General features: G+C 41.5%; 24 protein-coding genes. 23 read left to right on the forward strand and 1 reads right to left on the reverse strand.

What is annotated here, in order from left to right; all coding sequences use genetic code 11:
- Positions 1–52: 52 nt before the first annotated feature.
- The 20 genes from ACZ9EE_RS23780 to ACZ9EE_RS23875 all read left to right on the forward strand — a co-directional run bounded on the left by ACZ9EE_RS23780 (position 53) and on the right by ACZ9EE_RS23875 (position 20,712).
- A complete protein-coding gene (locus ACZ9EE_RS23780) occupies positions 53–1,195 on the forward strand; it encodes a cysteine desulfurase family protein (RefSeq protein WP_476031116.1) in 1,143 nt (380 codons plus the stop codon).
- A gap of 36 nt (positions 1,196–1,231) precedes the next feature.
- Positions 1,232–2,350 (forward strand): tRNA 2-thiouridine(34) synthase MnmA, encoded by a 1,119-nt coding sequence (gene mnmA, locus ACZ9EE_RS23785; protein ID WP_476031117.1) that lies wholly within the window; start codon positions 1,232–1,234, stop codon positions 2,348–2,350.
- Positions 2,351–2,801: 451 nt separating this feature from the next.
- On the forward strand, positions 2,802–3,455 hold the full coding sequence (locus ACZ9EE_RS23790) for a tetratricopeptide repeat protein (RefSeq protein WP_476031118.1): 654 nt from the start codon (positions 2,802–2,804) through the stop codon (positions 3,453–3,455).
- Between the two features lie 31 nt (positions 3,456–3,486).
- Positions 3,487–5,898: an SF1B family DNA helicase RecD2 gene (recD2, locus tag ACZ9EE_RS23795; protein WP_476031119.1), complete on the forward strand. Its 2,412-nt coding sequence runs from the start codon at positions 3,487–3,489 to the stop codon at positions 5,896–5,898.
- Positions 5,899–5,922: 24 nt separating this feature from the next.
- Positions 5,923–6,399: a PRC-barrel domain-containing protein gene (locus ACZ9EE_RS23800; protein ID WP_476031120.1), complete on the forward strand. Its 477-nt coding sequence runs from the start codon at positions 5,923–5,925 to the stop codon at positions 6,397–6,399.
- An 11-nt stretch (positions 6,400–6,410) separates the two neighbouring features.
- A complete protein-coding gene (locus ACZ9EE_RS23805; RefSeq protein WP_098529891.1) occupies positions 6,411–6,602 on the forward strand; it encodes a hypothetical protein in 192 nt (63 codons plus the stop codon).
- A 52-nt stretch (positions 6,603–6,654) separates the two neighbouring features.
- Positions 6,655–6,789: a YrzQ family protein gene (locus ACZ9EE_RS23810; protein WP_215043833.1), complete on the forward strand. Its 135-nt coding sequence runs from the start codon at positions 6,655–6,657 to the stop codon at positions 6,787–6,789.
- Positions 6,790–6,888: 99 nt separating this feature from the next.
- A complete protein-coding gene (locus ACZ9EE_RS23815; protein WP_476031121.1) occupies positions 6,889–7,953 on the forward strand; it encodes an AI-2E family transporter in 1,065 nt (354 codons plus the stop codon).
- 442 nt (positions 7,954–8,395) lie between these two features.
- On the forward strand, positions 8,396–11,032 hold the full coding sequence (gene alaS, locus ACZ9EE_RS23820) for an alanine--tRNA ligase (protein ID WP_476031122.1): 2,637 nt from the start codon (positions 8,396–8,398) through the stop codon (positions 11,030–11,032).
- A 97-nt stretch (positions 11,033–11,129) separates the two neighbouring features.
- Positions 11,130–11,396 (forward strand): IreB family regulatory phosphoprotein, encoded by a 267-nt coding sequence (locus tag ACZ9EE_RS23825; RefSeq protein ID WP_101579205.1) that lies wholly within the window; start codon positions 11,130–11,132, stop codon positions 11,394–11,396.
- A 3-nt stretch (positions 11,397–11,399) separates the two neighbouring features.
- Positions 11,400–11,816: a Holliday junction resolvase RuvX gene (gene ruvX, locus ACZ9EE_RS23830; RefSeq protein WP_215043827.1), complete on the forward strand. Its 417-nt coding sequence runs from the start codon at positions 11,400–11,402 to the stop codon at positions 11,814–11,816.
- Positions 11,817–11,828: 12 nt separating this feature from the next.
- A complete protein-coding gene (locus tag ACZ9EE_RS23835) occupies positions 11,829–12,128 on the forward strand; it encodes a DUF1292 domain-containing protein (protein ID WP_476031123.1) in 300 nt (99 codons plus the stop codon).
- 457 nt (positions 12,129–12,585) lie between these two features.
- Positions 12,586–13,722, forward strand: a complete 1,137-nt coding sequence (gene mltG, locus ACZ9EE_RS23840; RefSeq protein WP_476031124.1) for an endolytic transglycosylase MltG — start codon at positions 12,586–12,588, stop codon at positions 13,720–13,722.
- 292 nt (positions 13,723–14,014) lie between these two features.
- On the forward strand, positions 14,015–14,659 hold the full coding sequence (locus ACZ9EE_RS23845) for an O-methyltransferase (protein WP_476031125.1): 645 nt from the start codon (positions 14,015–14,017) through the stop codon (positions 14,657–14,659).
- A gap of 5 nt (positions 14,660–14,664) precedes the next feature.
- Positions 14,665–15,594, forward strand: a complete 930-nt coding sequence (locus ACZ9EE_RS23850) for a peptidase U32 family protein (protein ID WP_476031126.1) — start codon at positions 14,665–14,667, stop codon at positions 15,592–15,594.
- A gap of 67 nt (positions 15,595–15,661) precedes the next feature.
- Positions 15,662–16,936, forward strand: a complete 1,275-nt coding sequence (locus tag ACZ9EE_RS23855; RefSeq protein ID WP_476031127.1) for a peptidase U32 family protein — start codon at positions 15,662–15,664, stop codon at positions 16,934–16,936.
- The gene (udk, locus tag ACZ9EE_RS23860; protein WP_476033067.1) at positions 16,933–17,568 is read left to right on the forward strand and encodes a uridine kinase; all 636 of its coding nucleotides are present in this window, start codon (positions 16,933–16,935) and stop codon (positions 17,566–17,568) included. The genes ACZ9EE_RS23855 and udk overlap by 4 nt, the downstream gene beginning before the upstream one ends.
- A gap of 156 nt (positions 17,569–17,724) precedes the next feature.
- Positions 17,725–18,201, forward strand: a complete 477-nt coding sequence (greA, locus tag ACZ9EE_RS23865) for a transcription elongation factor GreA (protein WP_476031128.1) — start codon at positions 17,725–17,727, stop codon at positions 18,199–18,201.
- A gap of 57 nt (positions 18,202–18,258) precedes the next feature.
- Positions 18,259–20,013 carry a peptidoglycan D,D-transpeptidase FtsI family protein gene (locus tag ACZ9EE_RS23870; RefSeq protein WP_476031129.1) on the forward strand — a complete coding sequence of 585 codons (1,755 nt, stop codon included), beginning with the start codon at positions 18,259–18,261 and terminating at the stop codon, positions 20,011–20,013.
- Between the two features lie 81 nt (positions 20,014–20,094).
- A complete protein-coding gene (locus ACZ9EE_RS23875; RefSeq protein ID WP_476031130.1) occupies positions 20,095–20,712 on the forward strand; it encodes a YrrS family protein in 618 nt (205 codons plus the stop codon).
- Between the two features lie 33 nt (positions 20,713–20,745).
- Here the strand turns inward: ACZ9EE_RS23875 and ACZ9EE_RS23880 are convergent, their stop codons facing one another.
- On the reverse strand, positions 20,746–20,949 hold the full coding sequence (locus tag ACZ9EE_RS23880; RefSeq protein ID WP_160722212.1) for a DUF2536 family protein: 204 nt from the start codon (positions 20,947–20,949) through the stop codon (positions 20,746–20,748).
- Between the two features lie 291 nt (positions 20,950–21,240).
- On the opposite strand from ACZ9EE_RS23880, the gene mtnN reads away from it, so the two are divergent.
- Genes mtnN through ACZ9EE_RS23895 form a run of 3 tightly spaced genes read left to right on the forward strand, consistent with a single transcriptional unit; the run spans position 21,241 to position 24,012 of the window.
- Positions 21,241–21,936 carry a 5'-methylthioadenosine/S-adenosylhomocysteine nucleosidase gene (gene mtnN, locus ACZ9EE_RS23885; RefSeq protein WP_476031131.1) on the forward strand — a complete coding sequence of 232 codons (696 nt, stop codon included), beginning with the start codon at positions 21,241–21,243 and terminating at the stop codon, positions 21,934–21,936.
- 17 nt (positions 21,937–21,953) lie between these two features.
- On the forward strand, positions 21,954–22,877 hold the full coding sequence (locus ACZ9EE_RS23890) for a PLP-dependent cysteine synthase family protein (RefSeq protein ID WP_476031132.1): 924 nt from the start codon (positions 21,954–21,956) through the stop codon (positions 22,875–22,877).
- A 1-nt stretch (position 22,878) separates the two neighbouring features.
- Positions 22,879–24,012: a bifunctional cystathionine gamma-lyase/homocysteine desulfhydrase gene (locus tag ACZ9EE_RS23895; RefSeq protein WP_476031133.1), complete on the forward strand. Its 1,134-nt coding sequence runs from the start codon at positions 22,879–22,881 to the stop codon at positions 24,010–24,012.
- Positions 24,013–24,123 lie beyond the last annotated feature (111 nt).

Genomic DNA, 24,123 nt, shown 5'->3' on the forward strand with positions numbered 1-24,123 from the left:
TTTACTTTTTAACTGAATGAGAAATGAGAATTATTTGATTGAAGGTGTAATAATGGAACGAATCTATCTCGACCATGCCGCAACGAGTCCGATGCACCCTAAGGTGATCGACAAAATGATAATGATTATGAATGCTACATTTGGGAACCCCTCGAGCATTCATTCTTACGGTAGAGAGGCACGTCATTATATTGATTTAGCGCGGGCTGCACTTGCCCGAAGTATCGGAGCCCAGGAAAACGAGATTATTTTTACAGGCAGCGGAACAGAAGCGGATAATATGGCGTTATTTGGTGTGGCTGAAAGCTATCAAAACAAGGGTAAGCATGTGATTACAACCCAGGTTGAACATCATGCCGTTCTCCATGCCTGCAAAAGGTTAGAAAAAATGGGCTTTGAAGTGACCTATCTGCCAGTAGATGAAACAGGTAGAATTTCAATGACTGACCTGCAAGCGGCTTTAAGGGAAGATACGATTCTAGTATCAGTAATGTACGGCAATAACGAAGTAGGAACGATACAGCCAATTAGGGAAATTGGTGAACTTCTGGAAGGACATCAAGCCCTATTTCATACAGATGCAGTCCAAGCTTACGGAATAGAAGACATAGATGTTAACGAGAGCAAAATTGATTTATTATCTGTTTCAGCTCATAAAATTAATGGTCCAAAAGGGGTTGGCTTTCTTTATGCAAGGTCAACGGTTAAATTAGCGCCTCGTCTTTTTGGCGGTGACCAAGAAAGAAAACGCCGGGCCGGGACGGAAAATGTGGCTTCGATTGTCGGCTTTCATGAAGCGGTTTTAATTGCGAGTGAAGAGCGTTCAGCCAAACGTGAAACGTTTGCTGAACTGAAAGAGACGTTACTTGAAAAGCTGCATGATGGACAGGTTGAATTTAACATAAACGGATCGCTTGAATATTCTCTGCCACATGTATTAAACTTAAGCTTTCCGGGAACCAGTGTGGAGGCAATGTTAGTCAACCTTGATTTAGCAGGTGTGGCTGTATCAAGCGGCTCAGCGTGTACGGCTGGATCGATTGAGCCTTCCCATGTTCTTGTTGCCATGTTTGGTAAACAATCAGAGCGGCTGACCAATTCCATCCGCTTCAGCTTTGGCTTTACTACGACGAAGGAAGCTGTTAGTAAAGCAGCTGAAGAAATAGCGAAAATTGTGAAGCGCCTGAAAAAATAAATGTAAATGTAGTTGATAGAAGAGAGAGGTGAAAACATGGAAAGAAAGGCTCCGAAGGATACACGCGTAGTAGTAGGAATGTCAGGTGGAGTGGATTCGTCTGTTGCAGCGCTTTTATTAAAGCAACAGGGCTATGATGTCATCGGTATCTTTATGAAAAACTGGGATGACACCGATGAAAATGGCGTATGTACGGCCACAGAAGATTACGAGGATGTTATTCGTGTCTGCAACCAAATTGGCATACCCTATTACGCAGTTAACTTTGAAAAACAATATTGGGATAAGGTATTTACCTATTTCCTTGATGAATATAAGGCAGGCAGGACGCCAAATCCTGACGTTATGTGTAACAAAGAAATCAAATTTAAAGCCTTCCTAGAACATGCTATGAACCTGGGTGCCGATTATCTTGCAACAGGACACTATGCCCGGGTTGAGTACCGTGATGGCGAATATAAAATGCTGCGTGGTCTTGATGAAAATAAGGACCAAACGTATTTCCTAAATCAATTATCGCAGGAGCAGTTAAGTAAAGTTATGTTCCCGATTGGTAATCTAGAAAAGTCTCGGGTACGGGAAATTGCCAAAGAGGCAGAGCTTGCTACTGCTACGAAAAAAGACAGTACGGGGATTTGTTTTATTGGCGAACGGAATTTTAAAGAGTTCCTAGGTCAATACCTGCCTGCACAGCCTGGAAACATGGAGACGTTTGAGGGTGAGGTCAAAGGCAGACATGAGGGGCTGATGTATCATACGATCGGTCAGCGTCATGGTCTTGGGATTGGCGGATCTGGCGAGCCGTGGTTTGCGATTGGCAAGGATTTAAAAAGAAACATCCTTTATGTTGGACAAGGCTTCCATCATGAAAAACTTTACTCTGATCGCATTACCGCTGTTAATGTCAGCTGGGTTTCAGATCGTGAGAAGCTGGCGGAATTTGAATGTACAGCCAAATTCCGTTACCGTCAGGAAGACCACAAAGTAACCGTGCGCTTGTTAGATGATGATCAAGTACAGGTTCTCTTCCATGAACCAATCCGGGCGATTACGCCTGGACAGGCTGCTGTTTTTTATAATGGTGATGAATGCCTGGGCGGAGGTACGATTGATGAAGTTTATAAAAATGGTGAACGGTTAACATATGTTGGTTAAAAAGACCCTGATTCCTTCGATGGAGTCGGGGCCTTTTTGCTGTTTGCGGAAAAAAACAGAATTCGTACGGAAATAATGGAAAGGTTCGCGGAAATCATCCGAAAACTAGCAGGAAAAATGGGAGTTTTCACAGAAAAAACCTGAAAGTACACGGAAAAAACATGAGAGTATACGGAAAAAACATGAGAGTATACGGAAAAAACATGAGAGTACACGGAAAAAACATGAGAGTATACGGAAAAAACATGAAAGTACACGGAAAAACATGAAAGTTCGCGGAATTAACCAGAAACCGCCGAAAAAACGAAAAAGTCGACAGAAATATTCTACCAACCCATTCCACTTCCATTTCAGCAAAACTTCCATAGTAAAACGGCAAACCCCTTATGATACAAAAAGTAATTTCTAACTAAAATATGATATACTTTCTTTTAGGATTGGAGTTGAAAAAATGGATAAAAACCAATTAGGTGTACAATACATGCAAGAAGGTAACTGGGAAGAGGCAGCAAAAGCGTTTAACGACGCGATTGAACAAAATCCAACAGACCCAGTTGCCTACATTAATTTTGGCAACGTTCTTTCAGCAGTAGGCGACGACGAAAAAGCAATCAAATTCTACCAAAAAGCCATCGAAATCGATGAAAATGCCGCGGCTGCTTACTATAGTATCGGAAACATCTTCTTTAGCCATGACCGCTTCGAGGAAGCAAAACTTAGTTTCGAGCAAGCCATGAAAAAAGGACTCGACTCAAGCGATACCTACTTTATGTTAGGTCTTACCCACCTGCAGTTAGACCAGGGCAGACTTGCTCTTCCGTACCTGCAGCGAAGTGTCGAATTAAACGAAGAAGACGAAGAAGCCCGTTTCCAATATGGACTATGCCTAGCTCAGAATGAACTCATAGATGAGGCCATCATCCAGCTTGAAAAATGCATCGAACTAGACCCCGACCATTCAGATGCTTATTATAACTTGGGCGTTTCTTATGCCTTTAAAGAAGATCAGACTCAGGCACTAGCGATGTTTAACAAAGCATTAGAAATTCAGCCGGCCCACCTGCTCGCAGGTCACGGTAAAAAATTAATTGAACAAAACCTCTAATAAATAATTTGCACTGAAAGGAGGGAGCGGGATGGAAAAACAAGACACCCTTGATTTATTCGCTGAGCAAGGAAAATTCGTAAAGGGAAGACCAATCGTTACTATTTTTCATAATGAACAAAACCTCTATACTGTCCTTAGAATCCGTGTCGATGAAACCAATGATCAATATGATGACAAAGAGGCAGTAGTAACCGGTTATTTTCCAAAAATTCATGAACAAGAAACCTATGTATTTTTTGGAGAGTTTAAAGAACATCCAAAGTTTGGGGTTCAGTTTCATACTCAACACTTTCGTAAGGATATGCCGCAGACGAAACAAGGGGTAATTGCCTACTTATCAGGTGAAATGTTTAAAGGCATCGGGAAAAAAACAGCGGAGAACATCGTTGAAACACTAGGAGAGAATGCCATCTCCAAGATTCTCAATCAGCCATCCTTACTTGATTCCATTCCAAAGCTTCCTCCTGAAAAAGCCAAAATGCTTTATGATACCTTGATGGAGCATCAGGGGCTTGAACAGGTAATGGTAGCCCTGAACCAATATGGATTTGGACCGCAAATTTCGATGCGCATCTATCAAGCCTATAAAGATGAAACACTCTCGATTATTCAAAAAAACCCTTATCAGCTGGTTGAGGATATCGAGGGGATTGGGTTTGGCCGGGCAGACGAACTAGGTTACCAACTGGGAATCTCCGGTAATCATCCTGACCGGATTAAAGCAGCCTGCCTGTATACCCTCGAAAATGAAAGCATGCAGACAGGTCATGTCTATTTACATGCAGAGGCTTTACTCGAGCAGGTAAAGTCACTTTTAGATGAAAATAAACGCGATCAAATTGACTTCACTGATATCTCAAACGAGCTGATTAAGCTTGAAGAAGAAGGGAAAATTATCGGTGAGGAAAAACGAATTTATTTGCCGTCCTTATTTTTTGCAGAAAAGGGGCTAGTTACAAGTATTAACCGAATTTTAAAGCAAACTGAATATCGTGAGCAATTTCCTGAGTCTGAATTCCTGTTAGCCTTAGGCGGCTTAGAGGAGCGTCTGGGTGTTCAGTATGCCCCGTCGCAAAAAGAAGCTATTCAAACGGCGCTGATGTCGCCCATGCTCATTTTAACGGGTGGACCTGGTACCGGAAAAACAACGGTGATTAAAGGGATTGTCGAGCTATACGGAGAACTTCACGGCTGTTCCCTTGAACCAAAGGATTATTTTAAAAAAGATGAGCCATTTCCGATTTTATTAGCAGCCCCGACCGGACGAGCCGCGAAACGAATGACCGAATCCACTGGTCTGCCAGCAGTAACGATTCACCGCTTACTTGGCTTTAATGGGACAGAAGGATTTGACCGTGATGAAGCCAGTCCGCTCGAAGGCAAAATATTAATTGTCGATGAGACGTCGATGCTCGACATTTGGTTAGCAAATCAATTGTTTAAGGCCCTGCCGGAACATATTCAAGTCATCATGGTAGGCGACGAGGATCAGCTTCCATCGGTCGGACCTGGACAAGTGTTAAAAGACTTGCTCCAATCACAAACAATTCCAACCGTCCGGCTTACCGATATTTACCGGCAGGCCGAGGGTTCTTCTATTATTGAACTAGCCCATGATATAAAAAAAGGCTATCTGCCGGCAAATGTGACAGCAAAGCAGGCAGACCGTTCATTTATTCGGTGTTCAACGGCACAGGTTGCACAAGTTGTTGAAAAAGTGGCCCAAAATGCCAAAAATAAAGGCTATACCGCAAAGGATATTCAAGTGCTGGCACCGATGTACCGGGGCCCTGCCGGTATTGACCGGTTAAATGTTTTATTGCAGGAAATATTTAATCCTAATCCGGATGGTAACCGTAAAGAAATTGCGTTTGGCGACGTCAAATACCGAATTGGAGATAAGGTGCTTCAACTTGTCAACCAACCTGAAAGCAATGTTTTTAACGGCGATATCGGAGAAATTATCTCCATTATCTATGCCAAAGAAAATACCGAAAAACAAGATATGATTTATATTTCTTTTGAAGGAAATGAAGTTGAGTATACAAGACAGGACTTAAATCAAATTACACATGCCTACTGTTGCTCGGTCCATAAGTCACAGGGCAGTGAGTTTCCAATTGTTATTATGCCAATCACGAGAAGTTATTACCGAATGCTGCAAAGGAATCTAATCTATACGGCGATAACTAGGAGTAAACAATCGCTGATTATATGCGGGGAGGAAGATGCCTTAAGGCTGGGTGTCGAACGGGCAGATGAGCTTCAAAGACATACGACACTTTGCCAAAAGCTGCAGGAATCGATCACAATTGTCACTCTGCCAGATGAAGACCCTTCTAGTGAATTATCCTATGAGGAGAAGATAATGCAAGTCCATCCTATGGTTGGAATGGAAAACGTTTCACCTTATGATTTTTTAACAAATGACGGAAACTAAGAAATGTTCGGGGGTGGAAACTCTTTGCGGACATTTTCTTTATTAAAAGGGCAGCCTGTTTTTGAAACGAAAAGTGGAACAAAAATAGGCGAAATTACGGATCTTTGTATATCCAGCACCGGTAAAGTGAATGGTCTCTTGGTCAAAAAAGGGATATTCTTCAAGCAACTCTATTTGCTCGAGATTGAAAAAGTGGCTTCCTTTGGCTGGGATGGGGTAATGGTACAGGATAGCAGTTGCTTAGAGAAACTAAAAGTGAGTCCTGAATATACCTTAAACCATCAACATTCTTTAGATGGGATGATGATGCTCTCTAAGAGCGGTGAGTCACTTGGATTGTTAACGGATGTATATTTTCAGGAAGAATTGGGCACAATCGTAGGGTATGAAATTACGGATGGCTTCTTTTCGGAGATTACGGAAGGTAAACAAGTCATTCAATCCGGGAAGCCCGTTGCGATCGGAAAGGATGCCATTATCGTAGATGTAAAAAATACGTGAGGTGTCTTTTCATGTTCAAGTGTCCCAATTGTCAAAGCAAAGATATCGGCAAAATAGGTATTAACCAATATTATTGCTGGAATTGTTTTATCGAACTCTCCGTTAACAAAGGAATTATCAATACCCATCAGGTTGAAGAAGACGGGTCACTAAGTTCCCTGGATGATTTGTTTGAAGAAGAAGAACGTCGTTACACGATTTAACCGAGGTGTCCTCGGATGCTAAGTCTGGCCAATCTGTCGAAGAGGTGAGACGATGAATAAAATGATGACGACAATGCTTGTTTTTGGTGCAGGGATGGCAGCTTATAATATTGCCCAAAGAAATAATATGATGTCAGCCCGCAATATGAAAAGGATTCAAAAAAAGGTAAAGCGCGCGATATTCTAGGTGTTAATCCCCCTCGAAGGACCTTGAGGGGGATTTTTAGCATAAAAGCTGTATATTTCCAACGTCAGTCTCTAAAACTAATGGCAGGAGGGCCTTGACGTGGATATTCGTGTGAAATGGTATTATCGAATTGGGTTTTTGCTCCTTTTATTAATTGCAATCTTCGTTTTTCTTAAGATTAGTTCATTATGGATGCCGATTATTAAAATAATTGGAACGATTATTTTTCCTTTTATTATTTCAGCGTTTATTACCTATTTACTGCACCCAATTGTGGAGAAATTGCATGAAAAAGGACTGCACCGTGGTCTTGCGATTATCCTCATTTATTTTATCTTTTTTGGCGGAATTGGCTTTTCTTTATATAAGGGGATACCGGTCGTTATTGATCAAATCAAAGATTTATCGGAAAGTGCTCCCGCTTTTGCTGAGCAGTATCGGGGATGGATTACACTCCTGCAGAAACATACAAGGGAATGGCCTGATGGTCTTCAGGCGCGGGTTGATGAGGGAATTGATGCGTTTGAAAATAAACTTGATTCGTTATTAACGATTATCGTTAATATGCTTGTCAATTTGTTAAATTCCGCTTTACTTATGATGATCATTCCGTTTATTACTTTTTATATGCTAAAAGATTATCCATTATTAAAAAGGGCAGTATGGTATCTGACACCGAAGAAATGGCGGAAGAAAGGAACGTTATTTCTCAAGGATGCCGATGAGTCCCTCGGCGGTTATATTCGAGGCCAGCTGCTGGTATGTATTATTATCGGCAGTATCTCTTCCCTGCTATTTTGGATTTTTCATCTGAATTATCCGCTCCTTTTAGGGGTAATTGTAGGGGCAACAAATGTCATTCCTTATTTTGGTCCCCTCATTGGGGCTATACCTGCCGTGTTCGTTGCGGCTACGGTTTCAATGAAATTAGTCATTATTACAATCGTGATCGTCTTCGGCTTGCAGTTTATCGAAGGTAACATTTTATCTCCCTATATTGTCGGAAAGAGTCTCCATATGCATCCGTTATTGATTATGGCTGCTTTAACAACTGGTGGTGAAATTGGCGGAGTTTTAGGATTAATCCTTGCTGTGCCGATTCTGGCTGTCCTAAAAGTGGGCATAGTCCATGCAAAAAACCATCTTATGAACGAATCAAATTGACAAACGTTTTGATGGTGGCTATAATTCGTCATATAGAATATTTGTTTAAAAATGTAGAAGGATTGAGTATGTTGTAGTCCATCTGTAACGCTTTTTTGCGTAGAAGAGAGGAGCTTCCCAGGCTGAAAGAAGCTCTAGATGAAGGATAACAGAAAGCTAATCTGGAGTGCAGCTAATCACTGCCGTGCTTGCCGCGTTAAGGCGAATTTTGAGAGATGGATACATATTTTTGTATTCGTAATCAGGGTGGTACCGCGAGCAAGCTCTCGTCCCTGTTTTGGGATGAGGGCTTTTTTGTATGCTTTTTTTAAAGTATTGTCTAGCTCCAGCGCCCAGCGACTAGTGTACTTCGCCCATTTCCCTACGATAAGTCAATGGGCTCCAGTCCTGCCGTGCGCTAAACGGGCGCTTGCGCTTTTCTATTAAAAGGAGGTCTATAAGCATGAAAAAATTAACAGGAGCACAAATTCGTTCCATGTTTCTACAGTTTTTTAATGAGGAAAAAGGGCACAACATTGAACCAAGTGCCTCACTTGTCCCGCACGATGACCCATCATTATTGTGGATCAACAGTGGAGTGGCAACATTAAAGAAATACTTTGATGGTCGCGTGGTTCCGGAGAATCCAAGGATTACAAATGCACAGAAATCTATTCGTACCAACGATATTGAGAATGTCGGAAAAACAGCCCGCCACCATACCTTTTTTGAAATGCTGGGGAACTTCTCAATCGGCGAATACTTCAAGGATGAAGCAATTGTTTGGGCATGGGAGTTTTTAACCTCTGAGAAATGGATGGGGTTCGATCCTGAATTGCTAAGTGTTACAGTTCATCCTGAAGATCATGAAGCCTATGAAATTTGGAATAAAACGATTGGCATACCAGAGGAGCGGATTATCCGCTTGGAAGGGAACTTCTGGGACATCGGTGAAGGACCAAGTGGACCTAACACAGAAATCTTCTATGACCGCGGCTCTGAATATGGAGACGACCCTAGTGACCCTGAATTATATCCTGGCGGTGAAAATGATCGCTACCTTGAGGTATGGAATCTGGTATTTTCTCAATTTAACCATAACCCTGATGGAACCTATACACCGCTTCCAAAGAAAAATATTGATACCGGGATGGGACTGGAGCGAATGGCTTCCGTTGTTCAAAATGTGGCAACCAACTTTGATACTGATTTATTTATCCCAATTATCCGCGCAACCGAAGAAATTTCTGGTTTAAGTTATGGTGTAGACAAAGAACAAGACGTTGCTTTCAAAGTAATTGCTGACCATATTCGGACCGTTGCCTTTGCTGTTGGTGATGGAGCCCTTCCTTCAAACGAAGGCCGCGGTTATGTGCTCCGTCGTTTACTTCGCCGTGCAGTACGCTATGCAAAGCAAATCAATATTAACCGTCCGTTTATGTTTGAACTTGTTCCGGTTGTTGGTGAAATTATGCAGGACTACTATCCGGAAGTAAAGGATAAAACAGAGTTTATTCAAAAAGTAATTAAAAACGAGGAAGAGCGTTTCCACGAAACCCTTCATGAAGGCTTGAGCATTCTAGCCAGTGTCATTAGCAAGGAAAAAGAAAAAGGCAGTGATACAATCTCTGGTGCAGATATTTTCCGTTTATATGACACTTACGGTTTCCCTGTTGAATTGACGGAAGAATATGCAGAAGAAGAAGGCATGAAGGTTGACCATGAAGGTTTCGAGACAGAAATGGAGCAGCAGCGTGAGCGTGCCCGTGCCGCCCGTCAAGATGTTGATTCCATGCAGGTTCAAGGCGGTGTCCTTCGCGATGTTACGATTGAAAGTAAATTTGTTGGTTATGATCAATTAAAAACTGATTCGACCGTGACCGCCATTATCAAGGACGGTAATCTTGTCGATCAGGCTGGAACTGGTGAAGAAGTACAGGTGATCCTCGATATCACACCTTTTTATGCCGAAAGTGGAGGTCAAATCGCAGACCGCGGTTTACTCAAGGGTGATCGTGTGACAGTTGCCGTAAAGGATGTCCAAAAAGCACCAAATGGTCAAAACCTTCACAAGGTGATTGTAGAAAACGGACAATTAAAAACCAATCAACAGGTGACCGCTGCGGTTGATGCTGAAAATCGAGTTAAAATTATTAAAAACCATACAGCCACACATCTGCTCCATCGTGCCCTAAAAGATGTGCTTGGAGAGCATGTTAACCAAGCCGGGTCTCTTGTTGAACCTGATCGTCTCCGGTTTGACTTTTCTCACTTTGGTCAAATTACAGCGGAAGAATTGGAACAAGTTGAACGAATTGTTAATGAAAAGATTTGGCGCAATATTGAAGTAAATATTAGCTTAAAGCCAATTGCTGAGGCAAAGGAAATGGGAGCAATGGCCCTGTTTGGTGAGAAATATGGCGACATTGTCCGTGTGGTTAGAGTCGGAGATTACAGCTTAGAGCTTTGCGGTGGATGCCATGTGCCGAATACATCTGTCATTGGTCTGTTTAAAATTGTTTCAGAGGGCGGAATTGGTGCAGGAACTAGAAGGATTGAGGCGGTAACAGGTGAATCAGCTTATAAATCATTAAATGATCAAGTTGGTTTATTAAAGGATGCAGCTGAAAAGTTAAAAACCAATCCTAAAGATATGGGCAGCCGAATTGAAGGATTACTGGCTGAAATCAAGCAGCTTCAGCGGGAGAATGAATCACTTGCTGCAAAGCTTGGAAATATTGAAGCTGGCAGCCTGGTTTCAAATGCGAAGCAAATTGAGGGTGTAACGGTTTTATCGGCAAAAGTTCAAGCTGCCGAAATGAATAACCTGCGAAATATGGCCGATGACTTGAAACAAAAGCTAGGATCTGCGGTTATTATTCTTGGCAGTGTCCATGATGGCAAAGTGAATTTAATTGCGGCAGTGACAAAGGACCTGATCGAAAAAGGTTTCCATGCTGGTAAATTGATCAAAGAGGTTGCTACACGCTGCGGCGGCGGCGGCGGCGGACGTCCGGATATGGCGCAAGCTGGCGGTAAGGATCCAGAAAAATTGGATGCAGCACTCCAATTCGTTGATGAATGGGTGAAATCCATTTGATAATGGGACAAAGTAGTGTAAAATGTAGGTAACTAACACTAGAGAAGCTGCAGGTAAACAATACAATTCTCGTCAAATTATAAGCGAGGTGCATGAAATGAGCTCATTTGATAAAACGATGCGGTTTAATTTTCCGGAAGAACCGTTTGAACATGATGTGAACGATGTTCTTTTTCAAGTCTATGAAGCCCTGCAGGAAAAAGGATATAATCCAATCAACCAAATAGTTGGATATTTACTATCCGGAGACCCAGCCTATATTCCACGTCATCGTGATGCACGTAACATAATCCGTAAGCTGGAACGGGATGAAATTATTGAGGAATTGGTAAAATCCTATCTAAAACAACAACGAGAGGGTTAATGAATGCGTGTATTGGGATTAGATGTAGGCTCTAAGACCGTCGGAATTGCTGTGAGTGATGAATTAGGCTGGACGGCTCAGGGCTTAAAGACTCTTAAAATAAACGAAGAAAAACAAGAGTTTGGTTTCGAGGAAATTGGGCAATTAATAAAGGAGTATCAAGTCGATACGGTCGTCATCGGTTTACCAAAAAATATGAATGGGACGATTGGACCACGCGGAGAGGCTAGCCAGCAATATGCTGCTGAAATAGAAAGCCGATTTGCTGTTCCTACCGTTTTGTGGGACGAGCGGTTAACGACAATGGCTGCTGAACGAGTCTTGCTTGAGGCTGATGTCAGCCGTAAAAAGAGAAAAAAGGTCATTGATAAAATGGCAGCTGTAATGATTCTGCAAGGTTTTCTTGACAGTAAAAATTAATGAGGTGGAAAAATGGCACAAGAACATAATCATGAAGAAGATCGCTATATCACACTTGTCGATGAAAATGGCGATGAACAATTATTTGAAATACTTTTCACATTCGATTCAGATGAGTTTGAAAAGTCCTATGTATTCTTTTACCCAGTAGGAGCAAATGAGGATGAGGAAGATGAAATTGATATCCTCACGTATGCCTATATTCCTACAGAAGACGGCGGTTTTGGTGAGTTAATGGAAATCGAAACGGACGAAGAGTGGGATATGGTAGAAGAAGTATTTAATACCTTTAACGAGGAACAAGAAGAATAGGTTTAATGACCGGCTACTGAATATAGCCGGTTTTTTTATTTATTTTTGAGCAGTCTTATACTTCGAGAATTGTCCAGCTCCAGCGCCCTAGCGGCTAGTGTCCTTCGAACTCCGCCCTACGATAAGTCAACATCGAATCACTGCCGCTCTTCGTGTTGTCCAGCTTCAGCGCCTAGGGGCTCGGGGTCATAAGCGAATCCGTCAATAAGGCTAAAGAGCAGCCTTCTCGCCGGCTCGTCTTATGCCTGTCGCCCCTGATCAAGGCGCCTCCACTTTTCCACATTCCTTTATCTCAGTTGGAGTTCTCCAGGCCATACACCGCTGACCAGGGCGCTTACGCTTTATTGTTAAATTGACATTTTTCTTACTATATGCTCAAATTATTATGGATATCTATTTTAAAATAATTTAGATAGATAGGAATCATGTCACATTGGCCATGGGAAGGGGGAACAGGATGACTACAAACGAAAAAGGCAATAAAAAGAATGTCATTCAACAAAAAATACTGGAGCAACACCATGAAGCAAAAATTGTCCGCAAGATTGTTTTAATTATCTCTATATGCCTGCTATTATTTATCATTTTAATTGGCGGTGGGGGTTACCTCTACATACAGTCTGCCCTAAAACCTGTTGATGCAAAAAGTAAGACGCATAAAACAGTGGATATTCCAATCGGATCTTCTGTAACGGGAATTGGTGAAAGATTAGAGAATAATGGAATTATTAAAAATGCGAAGGTTTTTAAATACTATGTAAAGCTTAAGAACGAAGGCGGCTTTATGGCGGGCAAATACCAACTAAGTCCTTCAATGGATGTACCTGAAATTGTCAGCCGCTTGAAAACAGGTAAGGTCCTAGCTGAAGCTACATTTAAGATTACCATTCCGGAAGGTAAGCAGCTGAAGGAAATTGCCGCGATTATGGCAAAAGCCACTCACCAAAATGAAGCTGATGTGTTTAATAAACTAAATGATAAACAATTTATCAAATCGCTTATGATTAAATATCCCGATATCTTAACAGATGAAATCTTGCATTCTACCGTAAAGTATCCGCTTGAGGGGTATTTATACCCGGCAACCTATCCATTCTATAAGCCAAACCCAACCATTGATGAAATGGTCACGGCAATGCTTGATAAATCAAGAACCGTGTTATCTGATTACATGGCAGAAAGTAAAGAAAAAAAGCTATCCATCCATCAGTTATTAACAATGGCCTCTCTGGTTGAGGAAGAAGCAACCGGTAAGGCGGACCGGAAAACGATTGCTAGTGTTTTTTACAATCGTCTGAAACAAGGAATGCCGCTGCAAACTGATCCGACAGTCTTATATGCACAAGGAAAACACAAAGAAAAAGTTTTTTATAAGGATTTAGAAGTCAATTCTCCCTATAACACTTATAAAAATACCGGTCTGCCACCGGGTCCGATTGCCAATTCCGGCAGGGATTCAATTGAAGCAGCACTCGAGCCGAATCAAACCGATTATTATTATTTCCTAGCAACAGCTAATGGTGATGTGATTTTTACGAAAACATTAGCGGAGCATAATCAAAAAAAGGCTGAGTATATTTCTAATAAAAAATAATCAAACCTGGGGGAAAGATTAGCATTCCCCCTTTTTTTATGGTAGAATAATTCAGGTGTTTTAGATAGGTATTCTATAGCGTAACCCACAGTAAAAGGAAATGGCGGTATTTTCGACCCCAAAAGCACTCAAGCTTTTCGAGCTTGTATGGATCCGAAACTGTGAACGCTATTTTTTCATGTCTAAAGAGTTCTTTTTTAGCGAATAATAAAAGCATTTGAATTTATGAACGGTCCGGATTTTTGCGTGTCTGCGCTGCCGGCTTTCTTATGAGGATAGGGGTGACGGCAGCTTGTTAAATAATGAGAAGCTGCATGCTTATATAGACGGTTTATTAACAGGCAGGAATGCCTTGTTAAGTGAAATGGAAAATTATGCAAGTGAACACCATGTACCAATTATGGAACTGGCCGGAATTGAAACGATGTTGCAATTGTTGAGAATCCACCGGTCAAAGCGAATCCTAGAAGTAGGAACGGCGATTGGCTATTCAGCACTAAGGATGGCAACAGCCCTTCCTGAAGCTGCAATCGTTACGATTGAACGGGATATCGAGAGAATTCAAATAGCAAAAGAATTTATCGAACGGTCCGGAAAGACGGAACAAATTATCTTAATTGAGGGAGATGCCCTTGAGGTAGAAGACGTTGTTCGTAGTCATGGCCCGTTCGATGCGATCTTTATTGATGCTGCAAAAGGCCAATATAAAAAGTTCTTTGAGCTCTATGCAAAGTATCTGACGGCTGAAGGGATGGTTGTTACAGATAATGTCTTATTTAAAGGACTTGTTGCAGAAGCGGAGATTGAATCAAAAAGAATACGAAATCTTGTAAAAAAAATAGATGAATTTAATCAGTGGTTAATGAACCACTCTGAATATGATTCTGTTATTTTACCAGTTGGTGACGGTATAGCCATAAGTAAAAAGAAGAGGTGAGTGTTATGAAAAAACCGGAATTACTTGTCACACCATTAACCGTGGATGATATTTTGCCATTAGCCGAAGCGGGTGCTGATGCATTTGTAGTGGGTGAACAGCGCTATGGTCTTCGGCTTGCCGGTGAGTTCGACCGGGAAAATGTCCGCAAAGCCATTGAAATAGCGCATAGTAAGGGCAAAAAGGTCTATGTGGCTATGAATGCTATTTTTCATAATGAAAAAATTGCTGAGCTTGGCGGCTATATTCAATTTGCTAAGGAAGCCAATGCCGATGCGATTATTTTCGGTGATCCAGCCGTTTTAATGACGGCAAAAGAAGTTGCTCCTGAGATGAAACTTCATTGGAATACAGAAACAACTGGGACGAATTGGTTTACTTGTAATTATTGGGGTTCAAAAGGGGCACAACGATCTGTTCTGGCTCGTGAAATTAACATGGATGCCATTGTTGAAATAAAAGAAAAGGCAGAAGTGGAAATCGAAGTGCAAGTTCACGGCATGAGCTGCATGTTCCAATCCAAACGTTCCTTGCTTGGAAACTACTATGAATATCAGGGCAAAGTAATGGAAGTTGAGAATCGTAAAATGGAAGAAAATATGTTCTTACATGATAAAGAGCGCGGTAATAAATACCCCATCTTTGAAGATGAAAATGGAACACATATTATGAGCCCAAATGATATTTGTATCATTGATGAACTTCAAGAAATGATTGAGGCTGGTGTCGATTCCTTTAAAATTGATGGGATCTTAAAAAGCCAAGAATATATTCTCGCTGTTACAAAAGCCTACCGTGAGGCAATCGATTTATGCGTTGACGACCCGGATGCTTATGATGACAGAAAGGACGACCTGTTAGAGGCGATTGAAGAAATTCAGCCGGCAAACCGTTCCTTAGATACGGGCTTCTATTTCAAAGAAACAGTGTACTAATAGATAAGCGGATGCGACTGAACATCGCTGACGCAAGCATAGAAAAATTTTAGGGAGGGGTTCAATCGTGAATACCGTTACAGACAAAATTTCTGAAATCATTGATGGAAAACGTGTCATTGTAAAGAAGCCGGAACTCCTTGCTCCAGCAGGCAATCTTGAAAAATTAAAAATTGCCGTTCATTATGGTGCCGACGCTGTCTTTATTGGCGGCCAGGAATATGGACTTCGTTCGAATGCTGATAACTTTACCTTCGAAGAAATGAAAGAAGGGGTGGAGTTTGCCAAGAAATACGGTGCGAAAATTTATGTGACAACCAACATATTTGCTCACAATGAAAATATAGAAGGCTTAGAAGAATACATTCTTGGCTTAAAGGAAACTGGAATTGCCGGAATTATCGTTGCCGACCCGCTGATCATTGAAACATGCCGCCGGCTCGCTCCTGAAGTTGAGATTCATATTAGTACCCAGCAATCACTCTCTAACTGGAAGGCAGCTCAGTTTTGGAAAGAAGCTGGAGCAGAGCGAGTCGTGTTAGCTCGTGAGGTTGGAGCAGAGGAAATTAGAGAGATGAAGGAAAAGGTTGATGTTGAAATTGAGACCTTTATCCATGGGGCAATGTGTATTGCTTATTCCGGCCGTTGTACATTAAGTAATCACATGACAGCAAGGGACTCTAACCGAGGAGGCTGCTGTCAATCATGCCGCTGGGATTATGATTTGTATAAGCTCGAGGGCGGAGATCAGGAGACTGCCTTGTTTGGCGAAGCGGACGCAGCTTTTGCGATGAGTCCAAAAGACCTTAACCTAATTAAGGCTATCCCGAATATGATTGAGCTTGGAATCGATAGCTTAAAAATTGAGGGTCGCATGAAATCGATTCATTATATTGCGACGGTTGTCAGTGTTTATCGTAAAGTCATTGATGCCTATTGTGCCGACCCTGAGGGTTTTGTGATTAAAAAAGAATGGCTAGCGGAGCTTGACAAATGTGCAAACCGCGAAACCGCTCCAGCCTTTTTTGAAGGAATACCTGGGTATAAAGAGCAAATGTTTGGTAATCATAGCAAGAAGACAAAGTTTGAATTTGTTGGACTTGTGTTGGACTATAACGAGGAAACACAAATTGTAACCCTTCAGCAGCGGAATCATTTTAAACCAGGGGACGAAGTGGAATTCTTTGGACCTGAAATTGAAAACTTTACCCATGTAGTTGATAAAATTTGGGATGAAAAAGGGAATGAATTGGACGCAGCTAGACATCCACTTCAGATTGTACAATTTAAATTGGACAAACCGGTATACCCTAACAACATGATGCGAAAGGAGAACGCATAATGCGCAAACCGGTTGTTATTGGTGTAACGGGCGGTTCCGGCTCCGGAAAAACCAGTGTAACAAATGCGATCTATGAAAGTTTGAAAGATCTCTCTATCTTAGTCCTTGAACAGGATTATTATTATAAGGATCAGCAAAATGTTCCATTTGAGGAACGATTAAAAACAAATTATGATCATCCGCTTGCCTTTGATAATGACCTGCTGATCAAACATATTGAAAAGCTTTTACGTTATGAAGCAATAGATAAACCTGTTTACGATTATTCCATTCATACACGTTCGGATAAGGTCATACCTGTTGAGCCGAAAGAGGTTATAATCTTAGAAGGGATTTTAGTCCTTGAAGATGAGCGTCTTCGCAATTTAATGGATATAAAATTGTACGTTGATACAGATGCCGATTTAAGGATTATCCGTCGGCTAGAGCGGGATATTCGAGAACGCGGACGGACGTTTGATTCTGTCATTGACCAATATTTAAACGTTGTCCGGCCAATGCATAACCAATTTATTGAACCAACTAAACGCTATGCAGATATCATTATCCCTGAGGGCGGACAAAATCATGTGGCAATTGATTTAATGGTCACTAAAATTCAAACAATTCTTGAACAAAAGTCATTTTTATGACACAATAGCAACAGAATAGACGAAAATAAATAGTATAGTGCGCGCCCTTTTTTGAAAGGACGCGCTACTATGTATTTACCGTATGGTACAATACCTACATAAAATTACATACACAATTCTAATGGGGGATTGTGAAGACTAGAAGGAGTGAGGGTTTTGGCTACAGAAAAAGTATTTCCAATGACACAAGCAGGTAAAGAAAAACTAGTACAAGAGCTTGAATACTTAAAATCAGTTAAGCGTAAAGAAGTGGTGGAGAGAATTAAAATTGCCAGAAGTTTTGGTGATTTATCTGAAAACTCCGAGTATGATTCTGCAAAAGAAGAGCAAGCCTTTGTAGAGGGCCGGATTACCACGTTAGAAAATATGATTCGTAATGCCAAGATTATTGCTGAGAGTGAAATGGCAGGAGATTCAGTTTCTCTAGGCAGTTCTGTTACCTTTATTGAACTTCCAAATGGCGAAGAAGAAACTTATTCCATTGTGGGTAGTGCAGAGGCCGATCCGTTTGAAGGAAAAATCTCAAACGATTCACCTATTGCCAAGAGCCTTTTAGGTAAAAAAGTTGGCGATCAAGTTACCGTTCAAACTCCAGGTGGAGAAATGAGCGTTCGTATTGTTTCGATTAAATAAGTAAATCATTGTTTGAAAAGCCCTAACCTCGTCAAAACTTTTGACGAGGTGTTTTTTATGTGGAAAAGACGGGCACTTGGATGGCTTTTTATCTGTATCACAGGACTGGCACTGCTGTTAGTCCGGCTCATGGAAATACAATTAGTTGAAACAGAGACATTTTCTAAGCATAACGTCAATTTACTTGAGGAAAGTGTCAAGCAAAGAACACAAGAGTTAGTGATTGATAATGGCAGAGGCAATTTTCTTGACCGGAATGGAGAAATGCTTACCCATAAAAAGGTTTCCGTCCTCGTTCTGTTTCCTTTTTTAAAAAAAATCGACTGGGATGCAAAAAAGGTTTCTGAAATTACCGGGATCTCTGAAAGTGTCCTTAAAATGGCAGTTAAAGGAGCGAAAAAGCCTTTTGCCTATGGAGACCCACAGCCCTTAGAGTTAACCACATCACAAATGGAGCGAGTGAATCAATTAAATATTCCTGGTGTTTTTGCAATTGAAAAGAAGTTTGAACGTTCTCAAGTACCTGCAGAACAATTAATTGGTTTGACAGGTGAAAACCCAAAAGAGGTGAAAAATCGTTATCCCAATAAAGAATTATCTGAGAAAACCTTATTGGGTGTGTCTGGGCTAGAAGAGAGCTTTGATGAATTTTTGCTGCCGGAAGGAAAATCTAAGCTTGTATACCATGTGGATGGCTCCGGCGGCCCTTTATTTGGCATCAATGTTAAGTATGTAGATCCAGCCAACCCATTTTATCCTGTTAATGTACGCACCACTATTGATAAGAATATCCAGCAGAAGGCTGAGGATTTAGTAGACAAGTACCAAATAAAAAAGGGCGGTCTTGTCCTTCTGAATATTGAAGACAATAGCGTACTAGCCATGGTTTCTCGTCCTGCTATTAATAAAAAGGATCCATATAGCGGTGCCGGAATCACCAATAAGATGTTGAAGCAGCAGATTATGGGTTCTGTGTTCAAAACGGTAGTTGCAGCAGCAGCAATTGACCATAACCTTGATAACCCCACACGTCAATTTGATTGCAGTAAAAAGATTAATGGAAAACCGGAAATAAAATATAATTATGGAATGCTGGATTTTACTAATAGCTTTGCAAGAAGCTGTAACCGAACCTTTGGAGAATTGGCGAAGGAATTACAAAAAAAGGACCCCCATCTATTAGAGGATTATGCTGATAAATTATCATTAACGAACACAGTTGGCTGGCAGGGCGATGTCTATCATACCAGTAATTTTAAGCAACTTCCTGACGAAGAAAATGGCAGGGTATTTGTATCCGATGAGGCAAGAAAGGATGCTAATATGGCAGCCATGTCCGGGATCGGACAAAATGAAGTCCGTGCTACCCCTTTAGCGGTTGCTAACATGATGGCAACCATTGCTAGAGGAGGAAAAAAAGAGATGGTCAGGGCAGTATCAAAAATTGAGTATAGGAACGGGACAACGATGGTCGATTTTCCCGTTCAAAGCCTTCAGGGAGATAGCATTTCTCCTTACACTACTATGCGGCTCCAAAAGCTGCTTCGCGAAGTCGTACTCAATCCTAATGGCACAGGTAGAAGGTTAAAGGATTTACCCTATGAAATTGCTGGAAAGTCAGGTACAGCTGAAACAGGAAAATATATAAACGGTAAGCAGCTTCATAATAAATGGTTTGCGGGGTACTTTCCTTATAAAAATCCAAAATATGCCCTTGTGGCGGTAAATTTAGATGTGTTGGACACAGAGGGCGGGGTGAACTTGCTATTTGCCGACATGGTTAAGATGCTCTATGAAAATGATCATGACTAAAGAAGTAAGTAGGTTTTCCCTTCAAGTTCTCTTTAAATCATGTTAGAATATGAAGAGCCTTATTTTTAGGAGGGAAAAATCTTGAGCAATAATTCCAATTCACGTTCGGGTTATCGAGCGAAACGAAAAAAAACAAATGTGGTATTGAATACTTTGATTGTGGTTGTCCTACTATTAATTATTTTTGTTGCTTATAATATATTTTCATCAGGAAATGATAATGCTTCGTCGTCAAAGAAGGAAAGTACAAAAACGGAACAAACATCAACTGCAGATAAAGAAAAAACAACTGATAAAGAAAAAGCAACCGATGAGAAGACAACGGATGACACTGTATCAAGTGATGACAGTGCTTCTTCAGAGGATCAAACAGCAGACGAACAAGATAGTCAAGAAACAACCACACCTGAACAGCCGGCTGATACACAGGCCGTTGTTACTGATGATGGCAGTTCTTCTACGACACAACATAAAATGACATTTGAGGGTGAAGATTGGCAGGCGATGTTAAATGCCATTTCCAAAGCAACCGGTCTTGACCAAAGCAATATGACAGTCTATTGGCTTGGCAGTGATAAGTCTACTAGCAATGCAGCCGTTGGGACCGTTGCTTCAAAAGATAAGTCACAGAAATATAAGGTCTATATTAAATGGGTGGATGGCCAAGGCTATGTCCCTACAAAGGTTGAACCACAATAATCATAATAGGATGGTGCATCTACTAGCACCATCCTATTTCTTTTTAAAATGCACAACGGCTGTAAAATAAGTCTGACCATTTTCATTGACATGCATTTGATGGGATACGGAATGGACTGATAACATGATAGCACGGTTCTCATCAATCTGTGACTCAATCTTTTTTTGCAATGTCTTTAAATTATTTGCTTCGAAAAATTCTACCTTATCCTCAATAAAGTCGAGTTGAAAATTCATCAAGTTGATCCCCCTTTCTATATGTTCATTTTAGTTATTTTTTTGCTTGTATACAATTGCTTTATCATTAATCTAGCAGCTTGTTTTTAAATGGTGATAGAATAGGGTTTGCGGATACAATGTACAAATCCGAGGAAGATTATTATCGTACATTCGTATTTGAAAAAACTAATTGCTTTCACTAACCCGGCAATACATAACTGAATACAATAATGCAACCCCATTTTTGATGGAGTGATATATTTATTTGTCCGGGTTAAGGCAGGCTGGAAAGAAGAAAGAGGTAAACGTATGAAGATCGCAATAATTGGAGCAATGGAAGAAGAAGTAACCTTACTACGGGAAAATATTAAGGATCAAACACAAGAAACAATTGCCGGCTGCGAATTTACATTTGGTAACATGCATGATTCAGAGGTAATATTACTGCGTTCAGGTATTGGGAAGGTAAATGCGGCGATGTCGACAACCATCCTGCTTGAAAAATATAAGCCTGATTGCATCATCAATACCGGTTCAGCTGGAGGCTTTAATCCTGCCTTAAACGTTGGCGATGCTGTTATATCGACTGAAGTCCGTCATCATGATGTTGACGTAACTGCCTTTGGATATGAGTATGGCCAGGTACCTCAGCTTCCTGCGGCTTTTTTGGCAGATGACAAATTAATTTCTGTGGCTGAATCGGCGGCAAATAAAATTGATAATTTTCAAATTGGTAAGGGTCTTATCGTAACAGGTGACTCATTTATGGAAGACCCGGCCCGAGTTGAGTTCGTCAGGTCGAAATTTAAGGATCTTCAGGCGGTAGAAATGGAGGCTGCAGCGATTGCGCAAGTGGCCCACCGCTTTGGCGTTCCGTTTGTGATTATTCGTTCGCTTTCCGACATTGCCGGAAAAGAGTCAGAGATCTCATTTGATCAGTTTATCGACAAAGCAGCCACTAATTCTGCTACTTTGGTTATGGAAATGGTCGCTGCGTTAAAATAGTACGTAGGGGTGGGGCAATGCAGTTTTACAAAAACGTCCATGAATTAATTGGGCATACACCTATGGTTGAAATTACACAATTTTCTTTGCCTGAAGGCGTTCGTATTTTTGCAAAGCTGGAATTCATGAACCCGGGAGGAAGCGTCAAGGACCGCCTTGGGATCGAGCTTTTACAAGAGGCATTTTCGAGTGGAAAGCTAAAAAGGGGCGGTACTGTCATTGAACCCACTGCTGGAAATACCGGAATTGGTTTGGCTTTAGCCGCGATTAATAAAGGAGTACAGGTCATTCTGTGTGTACCCGAGAAATTTAGTATTGAAAAACAGGAATTAATGAAAGCTCTCGGAGCTAAGGTCGTTCATACCCCAACAGAACAAGGGATGAAGGGTGCGATCGCTAAAGCTGAGCAGCTTTTAAAAGAAATTCCGGGCTCCTATTGCCCGCAGCAATTTGGGAATCCGGCTAACCCTGAAACTTATTATAAAACACTTGGACCTGAAATTTGGGAGCAACTGGATGGGCATGTTAATGTTTTTGTGGCTGGTGCAGGTACGGGTGGAACCTTTATGGGGACTGCCCGGTATTTAAAAGATCAGAACCAAGCCGTTAAGACTGTTATCGTGGAACCAGAAGGATCCATATTGAACGGCGGTGAATCGGGACCGCACAAGACAGAGGGGATTGGGATGGAGTTTTTACCAGGCTATATGGATCCCGACTATTTTAATGCAATTTATACCGTTTCGGATGATGATTCCTTTCGTCTGGTGAAGGAATTGGCTATGAAGGAGGGACTGCTTTGTGGAAGTTCTTCAGGTGCTGCCTTTTATGCTGCTTTAGAGGAGGCGAGGGCAGCAAAGGCAGGGACCAATATTGTGGTTATTTTTCCTGACGGCAGTGAACGATATTTAAGTAAGAAGATTTTTGAGGGAGGAATATAGCTTGAAACCGAAAACAAGATTAATTCATGGCGGAATCAGTGAAGACCCTGCTACTGGCGCTGTCTCTTTCCCTATCTACCAAGTAAGTACGTATAAACAAGAAGGGGTTGGAGGTCATAAGGGTTTTGAATATTCCCGGACAGGTAATCCAACCAGACACGCATTAGAAGAGCTGATAAAGGAAATTGAAGGCGGTACAGCAGGTTTTGCTTTTGGCTCCGGTATGGCGGCGATTACAGCTGTCTTCATGCTGTTTAATAGTGGAGATCATGTTGTCATCACAGACGATGTCTATGGTGGGACGTTCCGTGTGCTGACAAAGGTGTTAAAACGGGTTGGAATTGATTCAACCTTTGTTGATACAAGTAATTTAGACAATATTCAGCGTGAAATCCGGCCAAATACAAAAGCGATATATATTGAAACACCGACGAATCCGCTATTAAAGATTACCGATATCCAGGCAGCGTCAAAGCTTGCAAAAGAGAATGGTTTGCTCACCATCGTAGATAATACGTTCTCAACTCCGTATTGGCAAAATCCGCTTGAGCTTGGGGCAGATATCGTCCTTCATAGTGCGACAAAGTATATTGGCGGTCACAGTGATGTGGTAGCTGGCTTAGCGGTAGTAAACAGCGAAAAGCTTGCAGAAGACCTCCATTTCGTTCAGAACTCTACTGGCGGGGTGTTAGGACCGCAGGATTCATGGTTATTGATTCGGGGAATTAAAACATTAGGAATTCGCATGGAGGAAACGGAGGACAATACAAGGGCGATTGTCGAGTTTTTACAAAACGATCCGAAGGTCAACAAAGTCTTCTACCCTGGCCTTGAAACACATCCCAATCATGAGATTGCCAAAAGACAGGCAAGAGGATTTGGCGGCATGGTTTCCTTTGATGTGGGCAGCGGAGAAAAGGCAGACCAAATCCTAAGCAGGATCAAGTACTTTACACTGGCAGAAAGCCTAGGAGCAGTCGAGAGCCTCATTTCCGTCCCAGCACGTATGACTCATGCCTCAATCCCTGCTGAACGAAGAGCCGAACTTGGCATCACCGAAGGCCTAGTACGAATCTCCGTTGGCATCGAAGACGTCGAAGACCTAATCGAAGACCTATCTCAAGCATTAAAATAGTCTAAACACAACAAAAGGTGACAGGCACCATGTGAAATTTTCACATGGTGCCTGTCACCTTTTCTAATATTTACATACTGTTTAGCTAGAATTTCTGTGGTAAAGTAGGTT

It is taken from the genome of Bacillus sp. URHA0034 (assembly GCF_056280405.1).

What these genes read in the sequence shown, in the direction of transcription:
- ACZ9EE_RS23780 (WP_476031116.1), top strand. Translation starts at nt 53, where the DNA reads ATGGAACGAATCTATCTCGACCATGCCGCAACGAGTCCGATGCACCCT.
- mnmA (WP_476031117.1), top strand. Translation starts at nt 1,232, where the DNA reads ATGGAAAGAAAGGCTCCGAAGGATACACGCGTAGTAGTAGGAATGTCA.
- ACZ9EE_RS23790 (WP_476031118.1), top strand. Translation starts at nt 2,802, where the DNA reads ATGGATAAAAACCAATTAGGTGTACAATACATGCAAGAAGGTAACTGG.
- recD2 (WP_476031119.1), top strand. Translation starts at nt 3,487, where the DNA reads ATGGAAAAACAAGACACCCTTGATTTATTCGCTGAGCAAGGAAAATTC.
- ACZ9EE_RS23805 (WP_098529891.1), top strand. Translation starts at nt 6,411, where the DNA reads ATGTTCAAGTGTCCCAATTGTCAAAGCAAAGATATCGGCAAAATAGGT.
- ACZ9EE_RS23810 (WP_215043833.1), top strand. Translation starts at nt 6,655, where the DNA reads ATGAATAAAATGATGACGACAATGCTTGTTTTTGGTGCAGGGATGGCA.
- alaS (WP_476031122.1), top strand. Translation starts at nt 8,396, where the DNA reads ATGAAAAAATTAACAGGAGCACAAATTCGTTCCATGTTTCTACAGTTT.
- ACZ9EE_RS23825 (WP_101579205.1), top strand. Translation starts at nt 11,130, where the DNA reads ATGAGCTCATTTGATAAAACGATGCGGTTTAATTTTCCGGAAGAACCG.
- ruvX (WP_215043827.1), top strand. Translation starts at nt 11,400, where the DNA reads ATGCGTGTATTGGGATTAGATGTAGGCTCTAAGACCGTCGGAATTGCT.
- ACZ9EE_RS23835 (WP_476031123.1), top strand. Translation starts at nt 11,829, where the DNA reads ATGGCACAAGAACATAATCATGAAGAAGATCGCTATATCACACTTGTC.
- mltG (WP_476031124.1), top strand. Translation starts at nt 12,586, where the DNA reads ATGACTACAAACGAAAAAGGCAATAAAAAGAATGTCATTCAACAAAAA.
- ACZ9EE_RS23850 (WP_476031126.1), top strand. Translation starts at nt 14,665, where the DNA reads ATGAAAAAACCGGAATTACTTGTCACACCATTAACCGTGGATGATATT.
- ACZ9EE_RS23870 (WP_476031129.1), top strand. Translation starts at nt 18,259, where the DNA reads ATGTGGAAAAGACGGGCACTTGGATGGCTTTTTATCTGTATCACAGGA.
- ACZ9EE_RS23880 (WP_160722212.1), bottom strand. Translation starts at nt 20,949, where the DNA reads ATGAATTTTCAACTCGACTTTATTGAGGATAAGGTAGAATTTTTCGAA.
- mtnN (WP_476031131.1), top strand. Translation starts at nt 21,241, where the DNA reads ATGAAGATCGCAATAATTGGAGCAATGGAAGAAGAAGTAACCTTACTA.
- ACZ9EE_RS23890 (WP_476031132.1), top strand. Translation starts at nt 21,954, where the DNA reads ATGCAGTTTTACAAAAACGTCCATGAATTAATTGGGCATACACCTATG.